Source organism: Paenibacillus sp. 1001270B_150601_E10 (genome assembly GCF_015558675.1).
Classification (GTDB): Bacteria; Bacillota; Bacilli; order Paenibacillales; family Paenibacillaceae; genus Paenibacillus_B.
Genome location: NZ_JADMOL010000006.1, coordinates 212,838 through 230,255, shown reverse-complemented (window position 1 = coordinate 230,255; position 17,418 = coordinate 212,838). Strand labels below are relative to the sequence as shown.

General features: G+C 46.6%; 14 protein-coding genes and 1 pseudogene. 14 read left to right on the top strand and 1 reads right to left on the bottom strand.

Going from position 1 to position 17,418, the window contains the following annotated elements; genetic code table 11:
• Positions 1-10 precede the first annotated feature (10 nt).
• The 5 genes and pseudogenes from I2H74_RS15695 to I2H74_RS15675 all read left to right on the top strand — a co-directional run bounded on the left by I2H74_RS15695 (position 11) and on the right by I2H74_RS15675 (position 9,465).
• Complete coding sequence (locus I2H74_RS15695; RefSeq protein ID WP_229106725.1) at positions 11-913, top strand: carbohydrate ABC transporter permease; 903 nt, start codon at positions 11-13, stop codon at positions 911-913.
• A 53-nt stretch (positions 914-966) separates the two neighbouring features.
• Positions 967-2,562: an extracellular solute-binding protein gene (locus I2H74_RS15690; protein WP_195575163.1), complete on the top strand. Its 1,596-nt coding sequence runs from the start codon at positions 967-969 to the stop codon at positions 2,560-2,562.
• A gap of 270 nt (positions 2,563-2,832) precedes the next feature.
• The gene (gene bglX, locus I2H74_RS15685) at positions 2,833-4,995 is read left to right on the top strand and encodes a beta-glucosidase BglX (RefSeq protein WP_195575162.1); all 2,163 of its coding nucleotides are present in this window, start codon (positions 2,833-2,835) and stop codon (positions 4,993-4,995) included.
• A 40-nt stretch (positions 4,996-5,035) separates the two neighbouring features.
• Positions 5,036-8,385, top strand: a pseudogene (locus I2H74_RS15680) (GH36-type glycosyl hydrolase domain-containing protein).
• 87 nt (positions 8,386-8,472) lie between these two features.
• Positions 8,473-9,465: a LacI family DNA-binding transcriptional regulator gene (locus I2H74_RS15675; RefSeq protein ID WP_195575161.1), complete on the top strand. Its 993-nt coding sequence runs from the start codon at positions 8,473-8,475 to the stop codon at positions 9,463-9,465.
• 117 nt (positions 9,466-9,582) lie between these two features.
• Here the strand turns inward: I2H74_RS15675 and I2H74_RS15670 are convergent, their stop codons facing one another.
• Complete coding sequence (locus tag I2H74_RS15670; RefSeq protein ID WP_195575160.1) at positions 9,583-10,470, bottom strand: LysR family transcriptional regulator; 888 nt, start codon at positions 10,468-10,470, stop codon at positions 9,583-9,585.
• A 234-nt stretch (positions 10,471-10,704) separates the two neighbouring features.
• On the opposite strand from I2H74_RS15670, the gene I2H74_RS15665 reads away from it, so the two are divergent.
• The 9 genes from I2H74_RS15665 (at position 10,705) to I2H74_RS15625 (ending at position 17,374) form a co-directional block, all read left to right on the top strand.
• Entirely contained in the window at positions 10,705-11,301 is a 597-nt protein-coding gene (locus I2H74_RS15665; protein ID WP_195575271.1) for an ankyrin repeat domain-containing protein, read from the top strand.
• A gap of 64 nt (positions 11,302-11,365) precedes the next feature.
• Complete coding sequence (locus I2H74_RS15660) at positions 11,366-12,592, top strand: amidohydrolase (protein ID WP_195575159.1); 1,227 nt, start codon at positions 11,366-11,368, stop codon at positions 12,590-12,592.
• 258 nt (positions 12,593-12,850) lie between these two features.
• Positions 12,851-13,180 (top strand): PadR family transcriptional regulator, encoded by a 330-nt coding sequence (locus I2H74_RS15655; RefSeq protein ID WP_195575158.1) that lies wholly within the window; start codon positions 12,851-12,853, stop codon positions 13,178-13,180.
• A gap of 14 nt (positions 13,181-13,194) precedes the next feature.
• A complete protein-coding gene (locus tag I2H74_RS15650) occupies positions 13,195-14,061 on the top strand; it encodes a pentapeptide repeat-containing protein (RefSeq protein WP_195575157.1) in 867 nt (288 codons plus the stop codon).
• 12 nt (positions 14,062-14,073) lie between these two features.
• Complete coding sequence (locus I2H74_RS15645; protein WP_195575156.1) at positions 14,074-14,835, top strand: ABC transporter ATP-binding protein; 762 nt, start codon at positions 14,074-14,076, stop codon at positions 14,833-14,835.
• Positions 14,836-15,603 carry an ABC transporter permease gene (locus I2H74_RS15640; protein WP_195575155.1) on the top strand — a complete coding sequence of 256 codons (768 nt, stop codon included), beginning with the start codon at positions 14,836-14,838 and terminating at the stop codon, positions 15,601-15,603.
• Between the two features lie 178 nt (positions 15,604-15,781).
• A complete protein-coding gene (locus I2H74_RS15635) occupies positions 15,782-16,207 on the top strand; it encodes an HIT family protein (protein WP_195575154.1) in 426 nt (141 codons plus the stop codon).
• 155 nt (positions 16,208-16,362) lie between these two features.
• Entirely contained in the window at positions 16,363-16,749 is a 387-nt protein-coding gene (locus I2H74_RS15630; RefSeq protein ID WP_195575153.1) for a hypothetical protein, read from the top strand.
• Positions 16,736-17,374 (top strand): O-methyltransferase, encoded by a 639-nt coding sequence (locus I2H74_RS15625; protein ID WP_195575152.1) that lies wholly within the window; start codon positions 16,736-16,738, stop codon positions 17,372-17,374. The genes I2H74_RS15630 and I2H74_RS15625 overlap by 14 nt, the downstream gene beginning before the upstream one ends.
• The last annotated feature ends 44 nt before the right edge of the window (positions 17,375-17,418 follow it).

The following is a 17,418-nucleotide window of genomic DNA, read 5'->3' as shown; positions in this document are numbered from 1 at the left end:
GGTGAATACATTGAGCGCAACAACAGCTAAACGATCTGTTTACAAAAAAGGCAAGATGACAGCTCTTGATTACTTCCTATTTATTGTACTGATTATCGCGGCACTAATGATTCTCATTCCGTTCTTGAACGTTATTGCCATATCATTTGCAACTCCTAAAGAGTATGCGGACAATCCGTTGATGATTTTTCCGAAAAATCCGACGCTTGCATCCTATAAGGCGTTATTCTCGGATGGCAGTATTCTAACAGGCTATTGGAATACGATTAAGCTGCTGCTTGCAGGGCTTCCGCTCAGTTTATTCTTGACAAGCAGCATGGCATACGGCCTTAGTCGAAACAAATTTCCAGGGAAGAAATTCATCTTCTTCTTGGTGCTGTTCACGATGATATTCAACGGCGGTATTGTACCGCTTTACCTCGTGATGAAGACTCTACATCTCACAGGTTCGCTTTGGTCCGTTATTTTGGTAGGCAGCTTCAGTGCCTTCAACATGATTCTCATGATGAACTATTTTCAAAGTCTCCCGGAATCCCTGATGGAGTCCGCTCGTTTGGACGGTGCAGGGGAGTGGAAGATCTTATTCTCCGTCGTGCTTCCGTTGGCGGCTCCTATTATGGCCACCATTACATTATTTTACGGCGTAGCATTCTGGAACAGCTGGTACGATGCCATGATCTTTCTTCGCAAGGCCGATCAGCTCCCGCTGCAAAATGTATTGAGATCCATTATCGTTGAATCGTCAACGAATGCATCTAATGCGTCCAGCGTCGATGCTGTCGGTAAGCAGGCTTTCTCTACAGGAATGAAAATGGCTGCGGTCTTTGTCACCATGGTGCCAATCATGTGCTTCTTCCCAATGCTGCAAAAGCATTTCGCGAAAGGGGTATTAACAGGGGCTATCAAGACCTGATTAATGCGATATAGGTTTTGTAACAAAAATCTAATCAACAAGGGGCTAAAAACATGAAAACAGGAAACAAACTCTCATGGAAGTCGTTAGTCGCGCTCACGATGTGCTTGACCATGCTGCTTGTAAGCGCATGCTCGAATCAAGCATCTGAAGGCAGCAATGAGAAAGACAGCAACGGAGCTTATAAAGACAAGCTGAAGATCTCCGTTGCAAGTACGATTAACTTGAAAGACGGCCAAATCGAAAACAAGTTCCATCAATATTGGATGGATAAGTTCAATCTCGAATGGGACTACAACTATGTAGAATGGGATTCCTGGGGCGAGAAGCTTCGCCTATGGATCAACTCTGGCGATCTGCCTGATGTTGCAGTGTGGAACTATATTCATGGAGATGCCATGAACTATATTGACCAAGGCTTGCTTTACAAGTTGCCTGACGATTGGAAGGAACGTTGGCCTAACGTTGCTGCAGCTTACAAATTGACGGGCCTTGGGGACAAGCTGGAAGAATTGAAGGGTGGTACGTACATTCTGCCTCGACCTGTTTACTATGAGAACAAGCCTGCTGATCCGCTCGTTAACCAAATCGGAGTTATCGCGCTGCGCAAAGACTGGGCAGAAGCAGTCGGCTTCGAATTGAAAGATTCTTATACCACTTCTGAGCTGATGGAATATGCACGCTTGGTAAAAGAGAAGGATCCAGGTAAGGTTGGCTCCAAGCTCGTTCCAATCTCCTATAATGCAGGGGATGCGCTGACAAACATTATTATGGCGAATAGTGAGCATTCCCGTGTTGAGTCCGCTTTCTATAAAGGGGAAGACGGAAAATATCATTGGGGTCCTGCTGATCCAGAAACGCTTACAGGTCTTAAGCTGATGCAGCAATCGTATAAAGATGGGCTCCTTAACCCTGAATTCTATACTTGGAAGAGCAGTGAAGCAAGCGATAACTTCCGCGTAAGCGGTACAGCAGCAATCACAAGCTTGGGAGGTCTTGCTTCTTACAGACAAGACGTCGATAAAGCCATGAAGAAGAACTTGAACATTGAAAGCGATGATGTGGTTCATACAGCAATCGTTGTGGGCGATGACGGCAAGTATCGCAACTTGGAGCAAGTGAATTTCTGGTCTGCACTCGTATTCTCTCCTAACATCAGCACTGAGAAATTCGAACGGATCATGGATATGCTAGATTATTCTACTAGCAAGGATGGACAAATGATCCTGAACATGGGCTTTGAAGGCGAAGATTGGAAATACGGAGACAATAATGAGCTTGTGAGCCTGATCCCAGAAGGCAAGTCTCTGGAAGACAAATATCCTAGCCGCTTCGAAGGCCTCTACCTGCTTGGCGATGACTTCAGTGTCATTAACCCAGCAATCAAGAAAGAGTACCGTGATAGAGCCGTTCTGCATTACCAAGACAAGGCGAAGCTCGGTAAAGAAGGCGGCAAGCTTGCTACATACGATTGGGATGTCCAATTGTATGATTCCAAAGCAAAGAACCAAGCAACCTTTGATTATGAAAAAGAGTATGCAAACTTAATTCTGCAAAGCGGCGACTTGGAAGCTAACTGGAAGAAGTGGGTAGAAAGCAAGCAATCTCTTGTTCAGCCCGTGCTTGACGAACTAAACAACTTAAAGTAATTCAGCATTCAACGAAGATTAAAGTTGGCTAGCGGCGTGAGCCAACGGCCCGAGTTTATTGAACCCGGTATGCCAGAACTCTGATGCTGCCGGGTTCTCTCTATTATAGAAGCGATATCGTTTCTTTTTTGACGAATTTGCATAACGCATAGAGAATCAGGGACTACATTTTTTGTGCAAATTCATGAGAAAGGAGACGGCAGAAGAAGGTCATCTCATTTCAACTCAAATGTCATTACAAAACTATGGATAGGCGTGGAGGAAACTAAAATGGACGATAAACAACTTCAATCTCTAGTCGAACAAATGACGCTGGAGGAAAAAGTCGCTCAATTGCTTCAGCTTACCCCTAACTTTCACGAGGGTTCAGATCAAGAAGGTCTAATTACAGGGCCGATGGAAGAGATGGGAATTACGGATCAGATGGTTGCGGCCAGCGGTTCCGTGCTAGGGCTGTCAGGAGCTCAAGCGGTCATCAACATCCAGAACGCCTATATGAAAAAGAGCAGATTAGGAATTCCGCTGCTATTTATGGCGGATGTTGTGCATGGCTTCAAGACGATCTTCCCAATCCCGCTTGCCATCGGCTGCTCCTGGGATATGGAGCTGGCAGAAAAGAGTGCCGAGATTGCGGCAAGAGAATCTGCCGTATCCGGGGTGCATGTCACCTTCGCGCCAATGGTGGACTTGGTACGCGACCCTCGTTGGGGGCGTGTTATGGAAACGACGGGTGAGGATCCTTACCTGAACAGCCAATTTGCGCGCGCCTTCGTACGCGGCTATCAAGGCACAAGCTTGAAGGAGGATCATGACCGCTTAGCAGCATGCGTAAAGCACTTTGCCGCCTATGGCGCACCAGAAGGCGGACGAGAATACAACACTGTCGATATGTCGGAAAGACAGCTGCGCGAATCCTACTTGCCGGCCTACAAGGCAGCATTGGATGAAGGCTGTGAAATGGTCATGTCTTCCTTCAATACGGTTGACGGCATTCCGGCTACCGGCAATGAGAAGCTGCTGCGCGGAATTCTGCGCGATGAATGGAACTTCGATGGTGTCGTCATATCGGACTGGGCATCGATCAGAGAAATGATTGCGCATGGCGCTGCTGAGGATGATTGCGAAGCTGCATACCGCGCGATGAAGGCAGGCGTAGACATCGAGATGATGACGCCTTGTTATGTGCACCACCTGCCAGAGCTAGTAGCAAGCGGACTAATTGATGAAACGCTCATCGATGAAGCTGTACTTCGCATTCTGCGTCTGAAAGCAAAGCTTGACTTGTTCAATCATCCGCTGCGAGCAGCAGACCCTGTGCGTGAGCGCGAAGTTATTCTTTGCGGCGAGCACCGTCAAGCTTCGTATGAACTCGCAGTCAAATCCTGTGTCCTGGTCAAGAACGAAAACGTCCTTCCGCTTCATCAAGAGGCGAAGGTGGCGTTAATCGGCCCATTCGCACAAAGCGATGATATCCTGGGCTGGTGGTCCTGCGAGGGCAAAAAGGAAGACGCGGTGAAGCTGGGAGATGCCTTAACAGCACGCATGCAAGAAGGCACTTTGAAGATTGTGGAGGGATGCGGCATACACCGCATTGCCAAGGATGTGCTGGAGCAGTCGCTCGAAGCTGCACGCCATGCAGATATCGTCGTACTCGCCCTTGGAGAAGAATCCGCGATGAGCGGAGAAGGGGCATCCCGGACTGACATTCGTCTTCCGCAAGCTCAGCTAGAGCTTGTTCAACAGATAAAAGCATTAGGCAAGCCTATCGCAGCTGTAATCTTTAACGGCAGACCTCTTGATCTCCATGGCGTGTTCGAAGAAGCAGATGCAGTGCTGGAAGCATGGTTCCCAGGCACAGAAGGCGGCGCCGCTGTAGCGGATCTGCTGCTTGGCCATGTGAATCCAACAGGACGCCTCTCGATGTCATTCCCGCAATCCGTTGGTCAAGTGCCCGTGTATTACAACCATTTTAATACGGGACGCCCGCTTAACCCTGCTAAGCGCGAAGAACGTTATGTATCGAAGTACATTGATGCAGAAAACGAGCCGTTGCTGCCATTCGGCTACGGATTAACCTATACATCATTTGATTATAGCGAATTGACATTGTCCAGATCGGAGCTCACAGCCGATCAACCGCTTGATATCAGTGTTAAGGTCACCAATACCGGTTCAAGACCAGGAGTTGAAACGATTCAATTGTATGTTCGCGATATTACCGGAGAGGTCGTACGTCCGCTCCGTGAGCTGAAAGACTTTGCAAAGCTAGAACTTGAACCTGGCGAGAGCAAAGTCGCGACCTTCCAGCTAACAGAAGAGCAGTTACGCTATCACCATTCGGATCTGCGTTATACGAGCGATCCAGGACATTTTCACATTTTCGTCGGACCTAACAGCCGTGATACCTTAACGGATTCATTCAAGCTAGTATAGCCATTATCCATCCGATGAGAGCTAGGAGGAAGACATACACATGACAACCATTGCGAAATCAACACAGAGTAAGCTGCATCTTCAAGCTGGCGATTTGCAGTTTACCTTCTGGGAAAGCGGAGACTTGTACCAAGCCACTTATGGACGCACCATGATTAATCAGATGCTGACAAGTCCCATTGATGGTTCCCTGAACAATCTCTATTTAAGAATTATTGAGCCGAACGGCATCCGTTTCTATCCGCTGCTTGGTACTCGTTCAACGAGCAAGTTCTACTGCAGCTTGTATGGAAAGGCCAAGTTGACCAGATTGAATACGAAGTTCGTTTTTCCCTTTACGAGCAAGGCGTATGGTTTTGGGATATCGTAACACGAGGGGAAGGCGTTACGATTGATCTCGTATACGGCCAAGACATTGGAGATGCAGACATCGGTGCGGTTCGCAGCAATGAAGCCTATCTCTCTCAATATATCGATCATGCCGTATTTGAGGATGAGACATATGGTTACGTCATCTGCTCGCGCCAGAATCAGCCGCAGGGCGGAGATTTCCCATATGTGCAGCAAGGCTCCTTAACGAAAGCAGTCGGGTATTCGACTGATGGGTTCCAGTTTTACGGACTCTCCTATAAAGAGACGAATGTGCCTAAAGCCTTATTGCAGCCCTCACTTGCGAACGAAATCTACCAATACGAGTTTGCCTATGCAGCCCTTCAATCTGAGCAGGTTGAGCTTGCAGGCGAAGCGCGCTTTGTCTTCTATGGCCTCTATAAAGCTAATCATCCTGAGGCAGTGACGAAATTCGAGTATAAAGATGAAGTTGAGAAGGCGTGGGAAGGGATTCAATCTCATAATCAAACTGAAGCTTTGATCGAACAACCGTCTGTTGAGATCCAGGAAGCAATTGGCGAACCTTTGCAAATCCTTTCCATGACAGAAGAGGAATTGAACGTTCGTTTTCCTAAGAGACATCAAGAAGAGCGCAAGGAAGACACACTACTGGCTTTCTTTACCGATACCTTTGAACACATCGTATTGAAGGAAAAAGAACTGCTGGTGGAACGACCGCATGGACATATTCTCATGAGCGGCAGTAAGGTGAAGCTGGGATCTGAAGTCATGACAACTACTTCTTATATGTATGGGATCTTTAACTCCCATGTTGTCATCGGCAACACAAATTTCAACAAATTGATGAGCAATGCAAGAAACCATTTGAACGTTCCAAAGACTGCCGGACAGCGGATCTATGTTGAAATGGATCAGCAGTATCACCTGTTAACGATGCCATCAATGTTCGAGATCGGCTTCAACTACGTGCGCTGGTACTATAAAACGGCGGATGACATGCTGATCTTCACCAATTATTCAGCGGCGGATGCCCCTGAAGTTCGTCTTCACTTCACATCCGAACAGGGGAGAAGCTATCGCTTCCTAGTGACAACTCAAGTGACGATGAATGTCAATGAATACGAGACGCCATTTGTGATGGAAAAAGGGACTGACTACGTCCTTTTCCGTGCTGATTCACAAACGCTTAGTTCACGTATCGTTCCAGAGCTGCAATACCGGATGTCAGTTGAGGGAAGTCCCATTACTGTCGGTGACGAAACGGTGCTGGCTAAAGGCATCCAACCAGGGGAAGCTTCTCTTATCACTCTGCAGCTCGACTCAAGCCATGATTGGACATTAACCTTGCAAGGCCAGCTTGAAGGTGAGATAACAGCGCCGGCATCTCGCAGCGCTCATGATGAAATTGCGGCTTACCGTGAGTTTTTCAAAGAGCTCATGAATGGTTTTCATCTGACTCGTCCAGAGGGAGACCAACCTGATTCATTGTTTAAGCTTAATGCGCTTGCGTGGTGGTACACGCACAACATGCTCGTCCACTATTCTGTGCCGCATGGATTAGAGCAGTACGGCGGCGCAGCCTGGGGAACACGCGATGTGTGCCAAGGGCCAGTTGAATACTTCATGGCTACTCAAAAATATGAGCAAGTTCGCGATATCTTGAAGATGGTGTATGCCCACCAGTATGAAGATGACGGCAACTGGCCGCAATGGTTTATGTTCGATAACTATTTTTCTATTCAACAAGAAGAGAGCCATGGGGACATCATTGTATGGCCGCTTAAGGTATTGAGCGATTACTTGAATGCAACCCAAGACTACAGCATCTTAGAAGAGCAGATTCCTTATACGTTAAAGGATGGCTTCTGCTTTAGCGACCACAAAGAAACCGTGCTGGACCACGTGAAAAAGGAACTGGAGTACATCTGCACTCATTTTCTACATGATACACACTTGTCTTCGTACGGTGACGGGGATTGGGACGATACGCTTCAGCCCGCCAATGCGCAGCTCAAAACGTACATGGTCAGCAGTTGGACTGTTGCCTTGACGTATCAAACCTTGACACAGCTGTCCAAGGCACTCGCACAGGTAGAGGCTGAGTTATCAGATTATCTGCACAACTTGTCGTCCAATATTGCTAAAGATTTCAACGCATATATGCTTCAAGCGGATGTTATTCCGGGCTTCCTATACCTGGAAGATCCGAAGAAGCCGAAGCTTATGCTGCATCCATCGGATAGCGAGACAGGCATACAGTACCGTTTGCTTCCCATGACACGCAGTATTATTGCTGAGCTGCTTGATCAGGAGCAGGCCAAGTTCCATTATAATCTGATTAAAAAAGAGCTGTTCTTCCCAGATGGCGTGCGTCTTATGAATCGTCCGGCTCAGTATGCTGGCGGGGTAAGCACTTACTTTAAGCGTGCCGAGCAGGCTGCTAACTTTGGACGTGAGGTAGGTCTTCAGTATGTGCATGCTCACATTCGTTATGTTGAAGCAATGGCGAAGCTCGGCCAAGCGGAAGATGCATGGAATGGACTAGAGATCATTAATCCTGTCGGAATTAATGAAGTCGTTCCTAATGCAGCCTATCGTCAAAGCAATGCTTACTTCAGCAGCTCCGACGGCAAGTTCAATACACGCTATGAAGCGCAGGAGCATATGGATGCACTTCGAAATGGCGAGGTTCAAGTCAAAGGCGGTTGGAGAATTTATTCTAGCGGTCCGGGAATCTATATGAACCAGTTGATCTCCAATGTACTCGGTATCCGACTATCTCAAGGAGACCTCATCTTGGATCCCGTGCTTCCTGCTCGAATCAGCGGCATGCGTTTTGACTATCGTGTCGCTGAGAAAAAGGTTACGTTTGTCTACCATATCGCAGAAGGAAGCATTCAACGTATTATGGTTAATGGAAAAGAAACGGATCTCTCCTTCATCTCGAACTCATATCGCAAGGGCGGCGTACGAATCTCAAAAGCAGACCTTGAGCGTGAAATGAGCCTAGAGCATAATATCGTCGACATTTACATGTGAGCCTGATCCCGCTTAGGATCAGTCTTATCGCATTACCCTACGTGAATGGAAGATAGATGATAGATTAATAAACGGAGGGGTGAGAGAGTGGTAAGTATTAAGGACATTGCGAAAAAAGCAGGGGTTTCGATATCGACCGTTTCCTATGCGCTTAATGGAAGCGACAAAGTCACCGATGAGACCAGCTCAAAAATATTAGCGGTAGCCAAGGAACTAAACTACGTTCCTAATGCGGCTGCACGATCATTAAAAAAGAGAGAGTCTAAAATTATCGGCGCTTTTTTGACAGACTTTAAAGGCGATGTTTATGGAGAGCTTCTTGGCGGGATGAAGGAAGTATGCAATGCACAAGGTTATGATCTTATCGTATGCAGCGGCAAGCAGTCTCATCGAATGCTTCCTGAGCGGATGATCGACGGTGCAGTCATCCTCGATCAAACCTTTACAAGCGAGGAGCTCATCCGATATGCAGACCGTAACAGCAAGATTGTCGTGCTGGACCGGGAACTGAAGCATCCAAACATCAATCAAGTGCTGCTGGACAACAAAGCTGGTGCGACGCTCGCTACGGAATATTTGGTTGATAAGAGACATAAAAAGATATATATCGTAACAGGCCCGTCTGGTTCTTTTGATTCCATACAGCGCATGAAAGCAGTAAAGCTCGTTGCAGATCGGAACGAGCATATTGAATGGATTGAGATCGCTGGTGATTTCATGAAAAGCGGAGGAGAGCGGGCTGCAGAGCAAATCCTTCAGGAGTACTCCGAGCCAGTCGGCGTATTCTGCTTAAATGACGAGATGGCGATTGGCTTATGCGATCGCTTATCGGATACGGAGCTTCAAATCGGGAAGCACGTTCATCTGATCGGTTTTGACAATATCGAGCTGGCACGCTATATGCAGCCTCGGTTGGCAACGATTGATTATTCGAAGCGCAAGTGGGGCGCATTAGCAGCCGAGCAGCTGCTTAAGATTGTAGCTGGCGATAAAGTAGAGAATGAACGAATCTACGTATCACTGATTGAAGGAGAATCTGTTAGAAAAAGAAGTGCAGAAGACGTGCTAAGTATTCATTAGATCAATAAATATCCCCTTTGAGTTAATGGCATAATCATTCTCAGATGATATGCGGTTGACTTCAAAGGGGATTTTTTCGATAAATCTGATGTTAAATCAATCCTTTTTAAGTTGCACTTACGAGTGAAGAACTTCCTGTTCAAACATCTGAATAAAGTTCTGAGCCGTGCTGGATAAACGATGATGCTTGAGCCAGATAAGACCAACCGGCGCTGACATCTCTGTTGGACTGGTAATAAGATGCGCTTGGATCGCATAGCCTTCATGCCTTTTTAGCAGTGTCTCTGGGACAATCGATGCACAGAACCCGGATGTGACAAAGTCCATAAGCAGCGAAATATCTGAGCATTCACCAATGATGTTCGGCTCTAGATGGCATTTGGAGAACGCCTCCAGAATTAAATAATGTACCCCTAATCCTTGCGTGCTTGGCAGTAGCAGAGGACAGCTTTGAATGTCAGAAAGAGACACTTCTTCTGTGTATAGATCCTCTTGACTGGATGTAATGAAATAGAAAGGTTCATTATAAAGGTGCAGTACTGAAAAATCCTCTAAATCGAGCGGCATACGGATGACTGCCAACTCCACGACACGATCTCGCACTAACTTGCATAGATGCGACGACTCATTTTGCTGGATATGATACGTGACTTTGGGGTATTGCGCTTTGAATCGTTGAAGCAGGTCAGGCAGTTCGGTAACGGAGAACGTATTGACGCCAAGCGTTAATCGGCCGTTAGTCCCGTTGCCCACTTCCTGAACTTCCAGTTTGGCTTCTTCCATCAGCTGCAACATTTGCAGTGCATACTGATATAGCGTTCTCCCAGCTTCCGTTACCTCCAAACGCTTTCCGCTGCGCTCCACCAACCTTGCTCCAAGCTCCAGCTCCATCGCTTTTAACTGCTGACTTAATGGGGGTTGAGAGAGATGAAGCTTCTTGGCAGCAGCTGAAATATTTCCTTCCTCGACAATTGTAATAAAATAACGCAGCTGTCTCATGTCCATCGTCGATATCGCTCCTTACTATATGAAAAACCTTAGTAAAACGAATGATTTATATATTTTTCGTTAGCTATACTTCATGGTAGCATATTTTTATAGGACGACAAATGAGTATGATCCAAAACACGAGCACTCCGAATTCTTGATGTACGATTGTTGACAACTTGTCAATCTGCTTCTAGCTCTTTAAGGAGCTCATTGATAAGACTTGGGACGAGGGAGAGGAAGGTGGAGAAGATGAACGATCAATTAATCATCTCAGCTGGGCAAGGAGATAAGGATAAAGTTCTATCGTTGCTGGAGGATGGCGCAAACATCAACGCAACGGACGGGTATGGACGAACAGCCGTTATGACTGCAACTTATCACCATCAGGTTGACATGGTTAAGGTACTGATTCAGAAAGGTGCGGACATTAATATTCGCGATCACAATCTGAATAATGTTCTCCTATATGCAGGAGCAGAAGGCCTTCTGGATATTGTAAAGCTTGCGATAGAAGCGGGTGCGGACCCCACTTTAACAAACCGATATGGAGGAAGCGCGCTTATTCCTGCCGCAGAACGCGGACATGTTGAAGTTGTACAGGAATTGCTTGCGCACTCCGGTATCGATGTCAATCATATTAATAACCTGCATTGGACTGCACTGATGGAGGCTGTTATTCTCGGAAACGGAGGAGTAAAGCATCAGGCGATTGTTAAGCTCCTGCTTGCATATGGAGCAGATCCGAATATAAGCGATAAAGATGGGATAACGCCCATTATGCATGCAAAGAAGATGGGATTCGATCAGATTGCAGCATTATTGGAGCAAGCAGAACGTGACCGATAACAGCATTGGTATAAACGTTATATCATGCTACTGAACAAACATAATGGGGAAGAGGATGATTAGAATGACATCAGCCTATTGGTTAACAAACGTTAGATTGGAAAGCGGATACGAGCGAGAGCAGGATCAAGTTATCGGCACGCGTACAAGATTGGTACATATCCGCATTGATGGAGGAAAGCTTGCAGAGATTGTGCCCGCACATGATCAGATCCAGGACGAGCTCCCTAAGCATGACGTGAAACAAAGACTGCTGTTGCCATCTTTCCGAGAGTCTCATCTGCACTTGGACAAAACCTATTATGGCGGGCCGTGGCAAGCTGTACGTCCAACCGCGTCTATTTTTGAGCGGATTGAGCAAGAGGAGAGATTGCTGCCGGAATTGTTCCCTGTTGCAGAGGAACGGGCTTCCAAGCTGCTTGATCTCATCATTGGTCATGGCTCAACGTATGTAAGAGGGCACGTGAATATTGATCCTGTCAGTGGACTTAAAGGTTTGGAAGCCGTGAAGCGCGCGTTGGAACAGTATCACCATAAAATTGACGCAGAGCTCGTTGCCTTTACCCAGCATGGGCTGCTTCGCTCTAAGTCCGAGCAATTGGTAAGAGAGGCTGTCCGTAACGGAGCTACTCATATTGGTTCCGTGGATCCAGCAGTAGTGGATGGGGATCGTGAAAGATCGCTGAATGCCTTAATGGAAATTGCGGTAGAGGAAAATGCGAATATCGATATCCACGTTCATGAGTCAGGTCCATCAGGCATTGAGACACTATCCTTGCTTGCAAAGTTAACGGAGGATGCTGGCTGGAATGGCAGAGTTACCGTTAGCCATGCCTTCGCTTTCGCTGCGTCTGACTTCCAGGAGGTTAAGGAACTAGCCAGCCAATATGCTGCTATGCAAATTGATATTGCTTCCACGGTTCCAATCGGCAGACTGCATATGCCGCTGCCAACCCTTCGGCAGATGGGGGTTCATGTCGGTCTTGGCAATGACAGCATCATTGATCACTGGTCTCCTTTTGGAATGGGCGACAATTTGGAAAAGGCACAGCGCTATGCGGAACTATATGGACGCAGTCAGGAATACCAGTTATCGCAAACACTTGGTGTGATTACAGGCGGAGTGACACCTTTAAATGCTGAAGGCGAGCAAGTGTGGCCGTATGTTGGAGCAGAAGCAAGCATGGTTCTTGTCGAAGCAAGCTGTGCAGCTGAAGCGGTAGCAAGACGCAGTCCTAGAGCGGCTGTATTCTATCAAGGAAATTTAGCGGCCGGTTCCTTATCATTTTGATCTAAGGTCATACTAACTTGTGGCTTTTTTGTATAAAAGGGAAATCAATCTATGAGGCCAGCTTTCTTCTAGGAAGGCTGGTCTTTTTTATCGTTTTTGATTAAATGGAGTGGAAGAAAACGGTCTCAAGTTATGGGTCTTGATAATAGATGACCTTACGAATACGAATAATATATTTATCGAACGAGGTATTATAACGAAAGTATTACTTTGACAGCCATAGTACTATGTCGTACTATACAATTGCGGGGTGATGATATGAGCGAGAACAAAATTACATCCGACCTGCTGCGCGGCCATACCGACACGATGATTTTACGACTCTTATCCGAAGCTGACCGCTACGGTTATGAAATTGTTAAGCTGATTGCTGAGCGCTCGGGCGGTGAATATGAATTGAAGGAAGCCACAATGTATTCCAGCGTCCGGCGGCTTGAGGCAGAAGGTGATATCGAGTGGTATTGGGGCGACGAATCTCAGGGTGGACGACGAAAATATTTTAAGATTACCGAAAAAGGCAAAGCTTCTTACGACAGGAACAAAAGCAATTGGGAGTACGCAAAGCGAGTGCTTGAAAACTTATTATAGGGAGGTTTGATGCTATGAATGAGAAATTGAACAACTATTTGAACGGTGTTTTCGCACCATACGATGGGGTAAAAAGCGTCACAGAATTAAAGACGGATCTGCTCACTGATTTGCAGGAGCGGTTCCGTGAGCTCAAAGCCGAAGGCAAGGATGATGAACAAGCATTTCAGTTGACCATTGAGAGCATTGGCGACATCGAGGAAACGATACTGGAGGTTGCTAACCTCTCTCGTTCTCTGGAGCGGCAGGTGCTGATAAACTTTGGCGCGAGCAACCTAACGCAGAGCGACTTTGCGGGCGTTATTGCGCATAAAGGAAACTTCACCTCAAGTGCGCTACGCGCTTCCGACTTTACGGGCGCAGACTTGACTGGCAGTTCGTTTAAGAGCAGCGACATACGTGAAGCCAAGTTTGACGGCGCGAATCTGACTGACTGCACCCTGTCCACTCTAGACCTTTCGGATGCGAGCTTCAATAAATCGATCCTTGTACGCACCAACTTCAACATTACGGGGCTAGAAGGAGCGAAATTTACAGACGTAAAACTGACCGACGTCACGCTAACCAAGATCGACCTTAGAAAAACAATCTTTGAAGGCTGTATCTTTGACGGCGTAGTATTCAAATATTCCGACCTAAGCGGGCTTCGTCTTGACGGGCAAACCTTTAACGGCGTTAAGTTTGACAAATCAGCATTAAACGAAGTTTCGTTTAGAGGTGCTACACTTAAGAATGTGTCGTTCCAGGCGTTTTTTTCGCTGACCAATAAGTATTACCGTACCATCAAAACCATCTGCTTTGACGACGCAGTCATGGATAAGCTGACTTATGCTGGGCTTAAAGGCATGGGAGCCGATTTGTCTAAGGTTATAGTTCGATAAGGAGGGGGATATATGCAAAATAACTCCATTAAAGTCATAGGTCTTCAAAAGTCTTACAAGCAGCATGAAGTCCTAAAGGGAGTTGATTTCGAGGTGGAAAAGGGTAGTATATTTGCCCTGCTCGGCTCCAACGGAGCAGGCAAGACAACGATTGTCAGAATCCTCACTACACTGCTAAGACCAGACCACGGAACCGTTACCGTAAATGGATTCGACGTTTCAACCAAGCCCGACCATGTGCGACAGGCAATCAGTCTTACCGGACAATTTGCCGCCGTGGACGAAATATTGACAGGACGAGAAAATCTGATCATGATTGCCAAACTGCGATACCTCGAAAACCCGCGTCAGGTTGCCGATAACATGCTTAAACGCTTCGGCCTGACGGAAGCCGCCGACCGGAAGGCGTCTACGTATTCGGGTGGTATGCGCCGCAGGCTCGACATCGCCTTGAGCCTTGTGGGGAATCCGCATATTATTTTCCTCGACGAGCCGACTACTGGGCTTGATCCCGAGTCGCGTATTGAGGTTTGGAAGATTGTCCAGGAACTTGCCGCTGGTGGTACGACGATATTTCTTACCACGCAGTATTTGGAGGAGGCTGAGCAGCTTGCCGACCGAATTGCCATTCTACACGAAGGCAGGATTATCGCTAACGGCACGCTTAAAGAGTTGAAAAAGCTGTTCCCGCAAGCGAAGATGGAGTATGTTGAAAAACAACCGTCGTTAGAGGAAATATTCCTCGCAATCGTCGGCAAGAAGGAGGCCATTTAGATGGAGGCGGTAAAGAAACACTTTTTTAGCGATATGAGTGTAATGCTCGGGCGCTCCATGCGCCATATTACCCGCAGTATGGACACCATAGTCACGGTTACCATCATGCCGATCGCGATGATGCTGCTGTTCGTCTATGTGTTGGGCGGTGCCATTCAAACTGGAACGGATAACTATGTGAATTATCTATTGCCTGGCATACTTCTTATTGCGATTGCTAGCGGTGTTTCTTATACGGCTTACCGCCTGTTTACCGATGTGCAGCGGGGCATATTGGAGCGGTTTCACACCATGCCGATTTCACGCTCTTCTGTGCTGTGGGGGCATGTGCTGACCTCGCTGGTATCCAACGCCATATCGGTCGTCGTCATCATTCTCGCAGCGCTTGTTATGGGCTTTCGTTCATCGGCGGGAATTCTGCCATGGCTTGCGGTAGCAGGTATACTCATGCTGTTTACGCTGGCATTGACTTGGGTAGCGGCGATCGCCGGACTCTCCGCCAAAACAGTGGATGGCGCAAGCGCCTTTTCCTACCCAATTATCTTCCTGCCGTTTATCAGCTCGGCGTTTGTGCCGACCGAGTCGATGCCGACTGTCGTTCGCGCCTTTGCAGAAAACCAGCCAGTAACCTCGATCGTGGAGGCGATCCGTGCGCTGCTGTCAGGCCAATCGGTGGGCAATGATATATGGGCTGCTCTTGCATGGTGTATTGGAATCATGTTAGTGGCATATATGTATGCGATGAGAGCGTATAAGAAGCGGGTGTGAGATAGCGAAATACAGTCTGACAAACAGCAATATATTTGACGTCAGCTGCTGTATTTTCAATGACCAGATAAAAGCTTAATAATGGTCTTAAAGATAACGCCAAGCTGGTAGATACGCTCATAGGCTTGGCGAATATTTTTACTTGTGAAGAGTCGTTACATCAATAGGAGGCGATGAGATGGAGTGTTTAGGTTGTAGCTTAGCAAATCAAAAATTAAGCGTGCATGTCGTATGGGAAGACAATCATGTATGCTGCTTCTTAGACCATAACCCCTATAATGAAGGACATGTTCTGATTTTGCCTAAAAATCATGCAAGATACGTGGATGATCTTTGCAATGAAACTACAGATTCGTTAATGAAAGCGTCCAAGCTGATTACAAAAGCAATAAAAAAGCTGTACAAGCCAGATGGAATAACGATATGTCAAAATGGAGGGGCATTCGATGACCTGACGCACTTTCATATGCACATCATCCCAAGGTATGAAGGCCAAAACTTTGCTGAATTCTATGAAGAAGATCCAGAAGCACAGCCTAAAGACAATGTTCAGCTAGCAAAAACCAAAATAGACATGATAAACACATTAAAGGTATTGGATTAAATTCCATACCTTTTTTATTTTCCAATGGTGTCGGTGCCTTGAGATCAGACTTCATTAATCAAGATAAAATAAAACGCTTGACCATATGTATACAAACGTATACAATCAACAACAGGAACGATGTATACATTTGTATACAAGAGGGGGAATTGCTAATGAGAAGCGACAAATTCAAAGATATGAAGAGAGAAGGACATCATCGCGGTGAACGGCATGGAGGAAGAGGACGCTCTGAGCACCATGGACCTAAGACGTTCCGCAGAGGCAGAGCGATTGCTTTTCTAGAGATGATGAATTTGAAGCGTACTACAATTAAACAACAGCTTGAGCAGCCTGAGTTTCAATCCATTCATTCCATCTTAGTCGGTGAATTAAAAGCCATTGATATGGTGATCAACGAGTTTGTCCAGTTATTCGAGATTAACGAAAGCGAACAAGTAGAGGCTCGCAGCGGTGCGTTTCCACAAAGCGAGACGGCCGACTCAGAACGTATAGAATTAGCAGAAATCAAGAAAGGAAATGAATCAGATGAAGCTCATTAATCACTACATGGATTCTACATTTCATCTCGAAGATAAGCTTCTAGAAGAGGTTCTTGCATCGATTCGTGCCCATGAGATGCCCTCCATATCCGTGTCTCGTTCCTCTGGAAAGCTGTTAACGATGCTGGTATCCATTTCAGGAGCTAAAAAAGTGCTGGAGATCGGAGCACTTGGCGGCTATAGCGGGATTTGTCTTGCAAGAGGATTCGGAAAGGAAGGTCAATTGACTTCTTTGGAGTTGGAGGACAGATATGCCCAACTTGCCTATCGCAATCTATCCATAGCAGGCTTCAGCGATCAAGTGACTTACATGACGGGAGCTGCCCTGCAAAGTCTTGAGAAGCTTGCCGAGGAGCAACAAAGATTTGAGTTCTTCTTTATTGATGCAGACAAAGAAAATTACGAGAACTACTTAAACGCTTGCCTTGTATTGGCAGAACCGGGTGCGCTTATCGTTGCAGATAATGTCCTTGCAGGAGGCAGTGTTGCGGATTCTGAGGCTCAACCTAAACGTCATACAGATACAATGAGGAAATTCAATGAAACGATGGCTCATCATCCTCAACTCGAATCCCTCCTTATTCCGATTGGGGATGGGATGACCATTGCAATCGTTAAGAAATGAACAACGGTGTAAGAATGAAGCCTAGATCTCGTTGTTTTATATGA

What these genes read in the sequence shown, in the direction of transcription:
- I2H74_RS15630 (WP_195575153.1), top strand. Translation starts at nt 16,363, where the DNA reads ATGAGAAGCGACAAATTCAAAGATATGAAGAGAGAAGGACATCATCGC.
- I2H74_RS15645 (WP_195575156.1), top strand. Translation starts at nt 14,074, where the DNA reads ATGCAAAATAACTCCATTAAAGTCATAGGTCTTCAAAAGTCTTACAAG.
- I2H74_RS15650 (WP_195575157.1), top strand. Translation starts at nt 13,195, where the DNA reads ATGAATGAGAAATTGAACAACTATTTGAACGGTGTTTTCGCACCATAC.
- I2H74_RS15690 (WP_195575163.1), top strand. Translation starts at nt 967, where the DNA reads ATGAAAACAGGAAACAAACTCTCATGGAAGTCGTTAGTCGCGCTCACG.
- I2H74_RS15670 (WP_195575160.1), bottom strand. Translation starts at nt 10,470, where the DNA reads ATGGACATGAGACAGCTGCGTTATTTTATTACAATTGTCGAGGAAGGA.
- I2H74_RS15655 (WP_195575158.1), top strand. Translation starts at nt 12,851, where the DNA reads ATGAGCGAGAACAAAATTACATCCGACCTGCTGCGCGGCCATACCGAC.
- I2H74_RS15635 (WP_195575154.1), top strand. Translation starts at nt 15,782, where the DNA reads ATGGAGTGTTTAGGTTGTAGCTTAGCAAATCAAAAATTAAGCGTGCAT.
- I2H74_RS15665 (WP_195575271.1), top strand. Translation starts at nt 10,705, where the DNA reads ATGAACGATCAATTAATCATCTCAGCTGGGCAAGGAGATAAGGATAAA.
- I2H74_RS15660 (WP_195575159.1), top strand. Translation starts at nt 11,366, where the DNA reads ATGACATCAGCCTATTGGTTAACAAACGTTAGATTGGAAAGCGGATAC.
- I2H74_RS15640 (WP_195575155.1), top strand. Translation starts at nt 14,836, where the DNA reads ATGGAGGCGGTAAAGAAACACTTTTTTAGCGATATGAGTGTAATGCTC.
- bglX (WP_195575162.1), top strand. Translation starts at nt 2,833, where the DNA reads ATGGACGATAAACAACTTCAATCTCTAGTCGAACAAATGACGCTGGAG.
- I2H74_RS15625 (WP_195575152.1), top strand. Translation starts at nt 16,736, where the DNA reads ATGAAGCTCATTAATCACTACATGGATTCTACATTTCATCTCGAAGAT.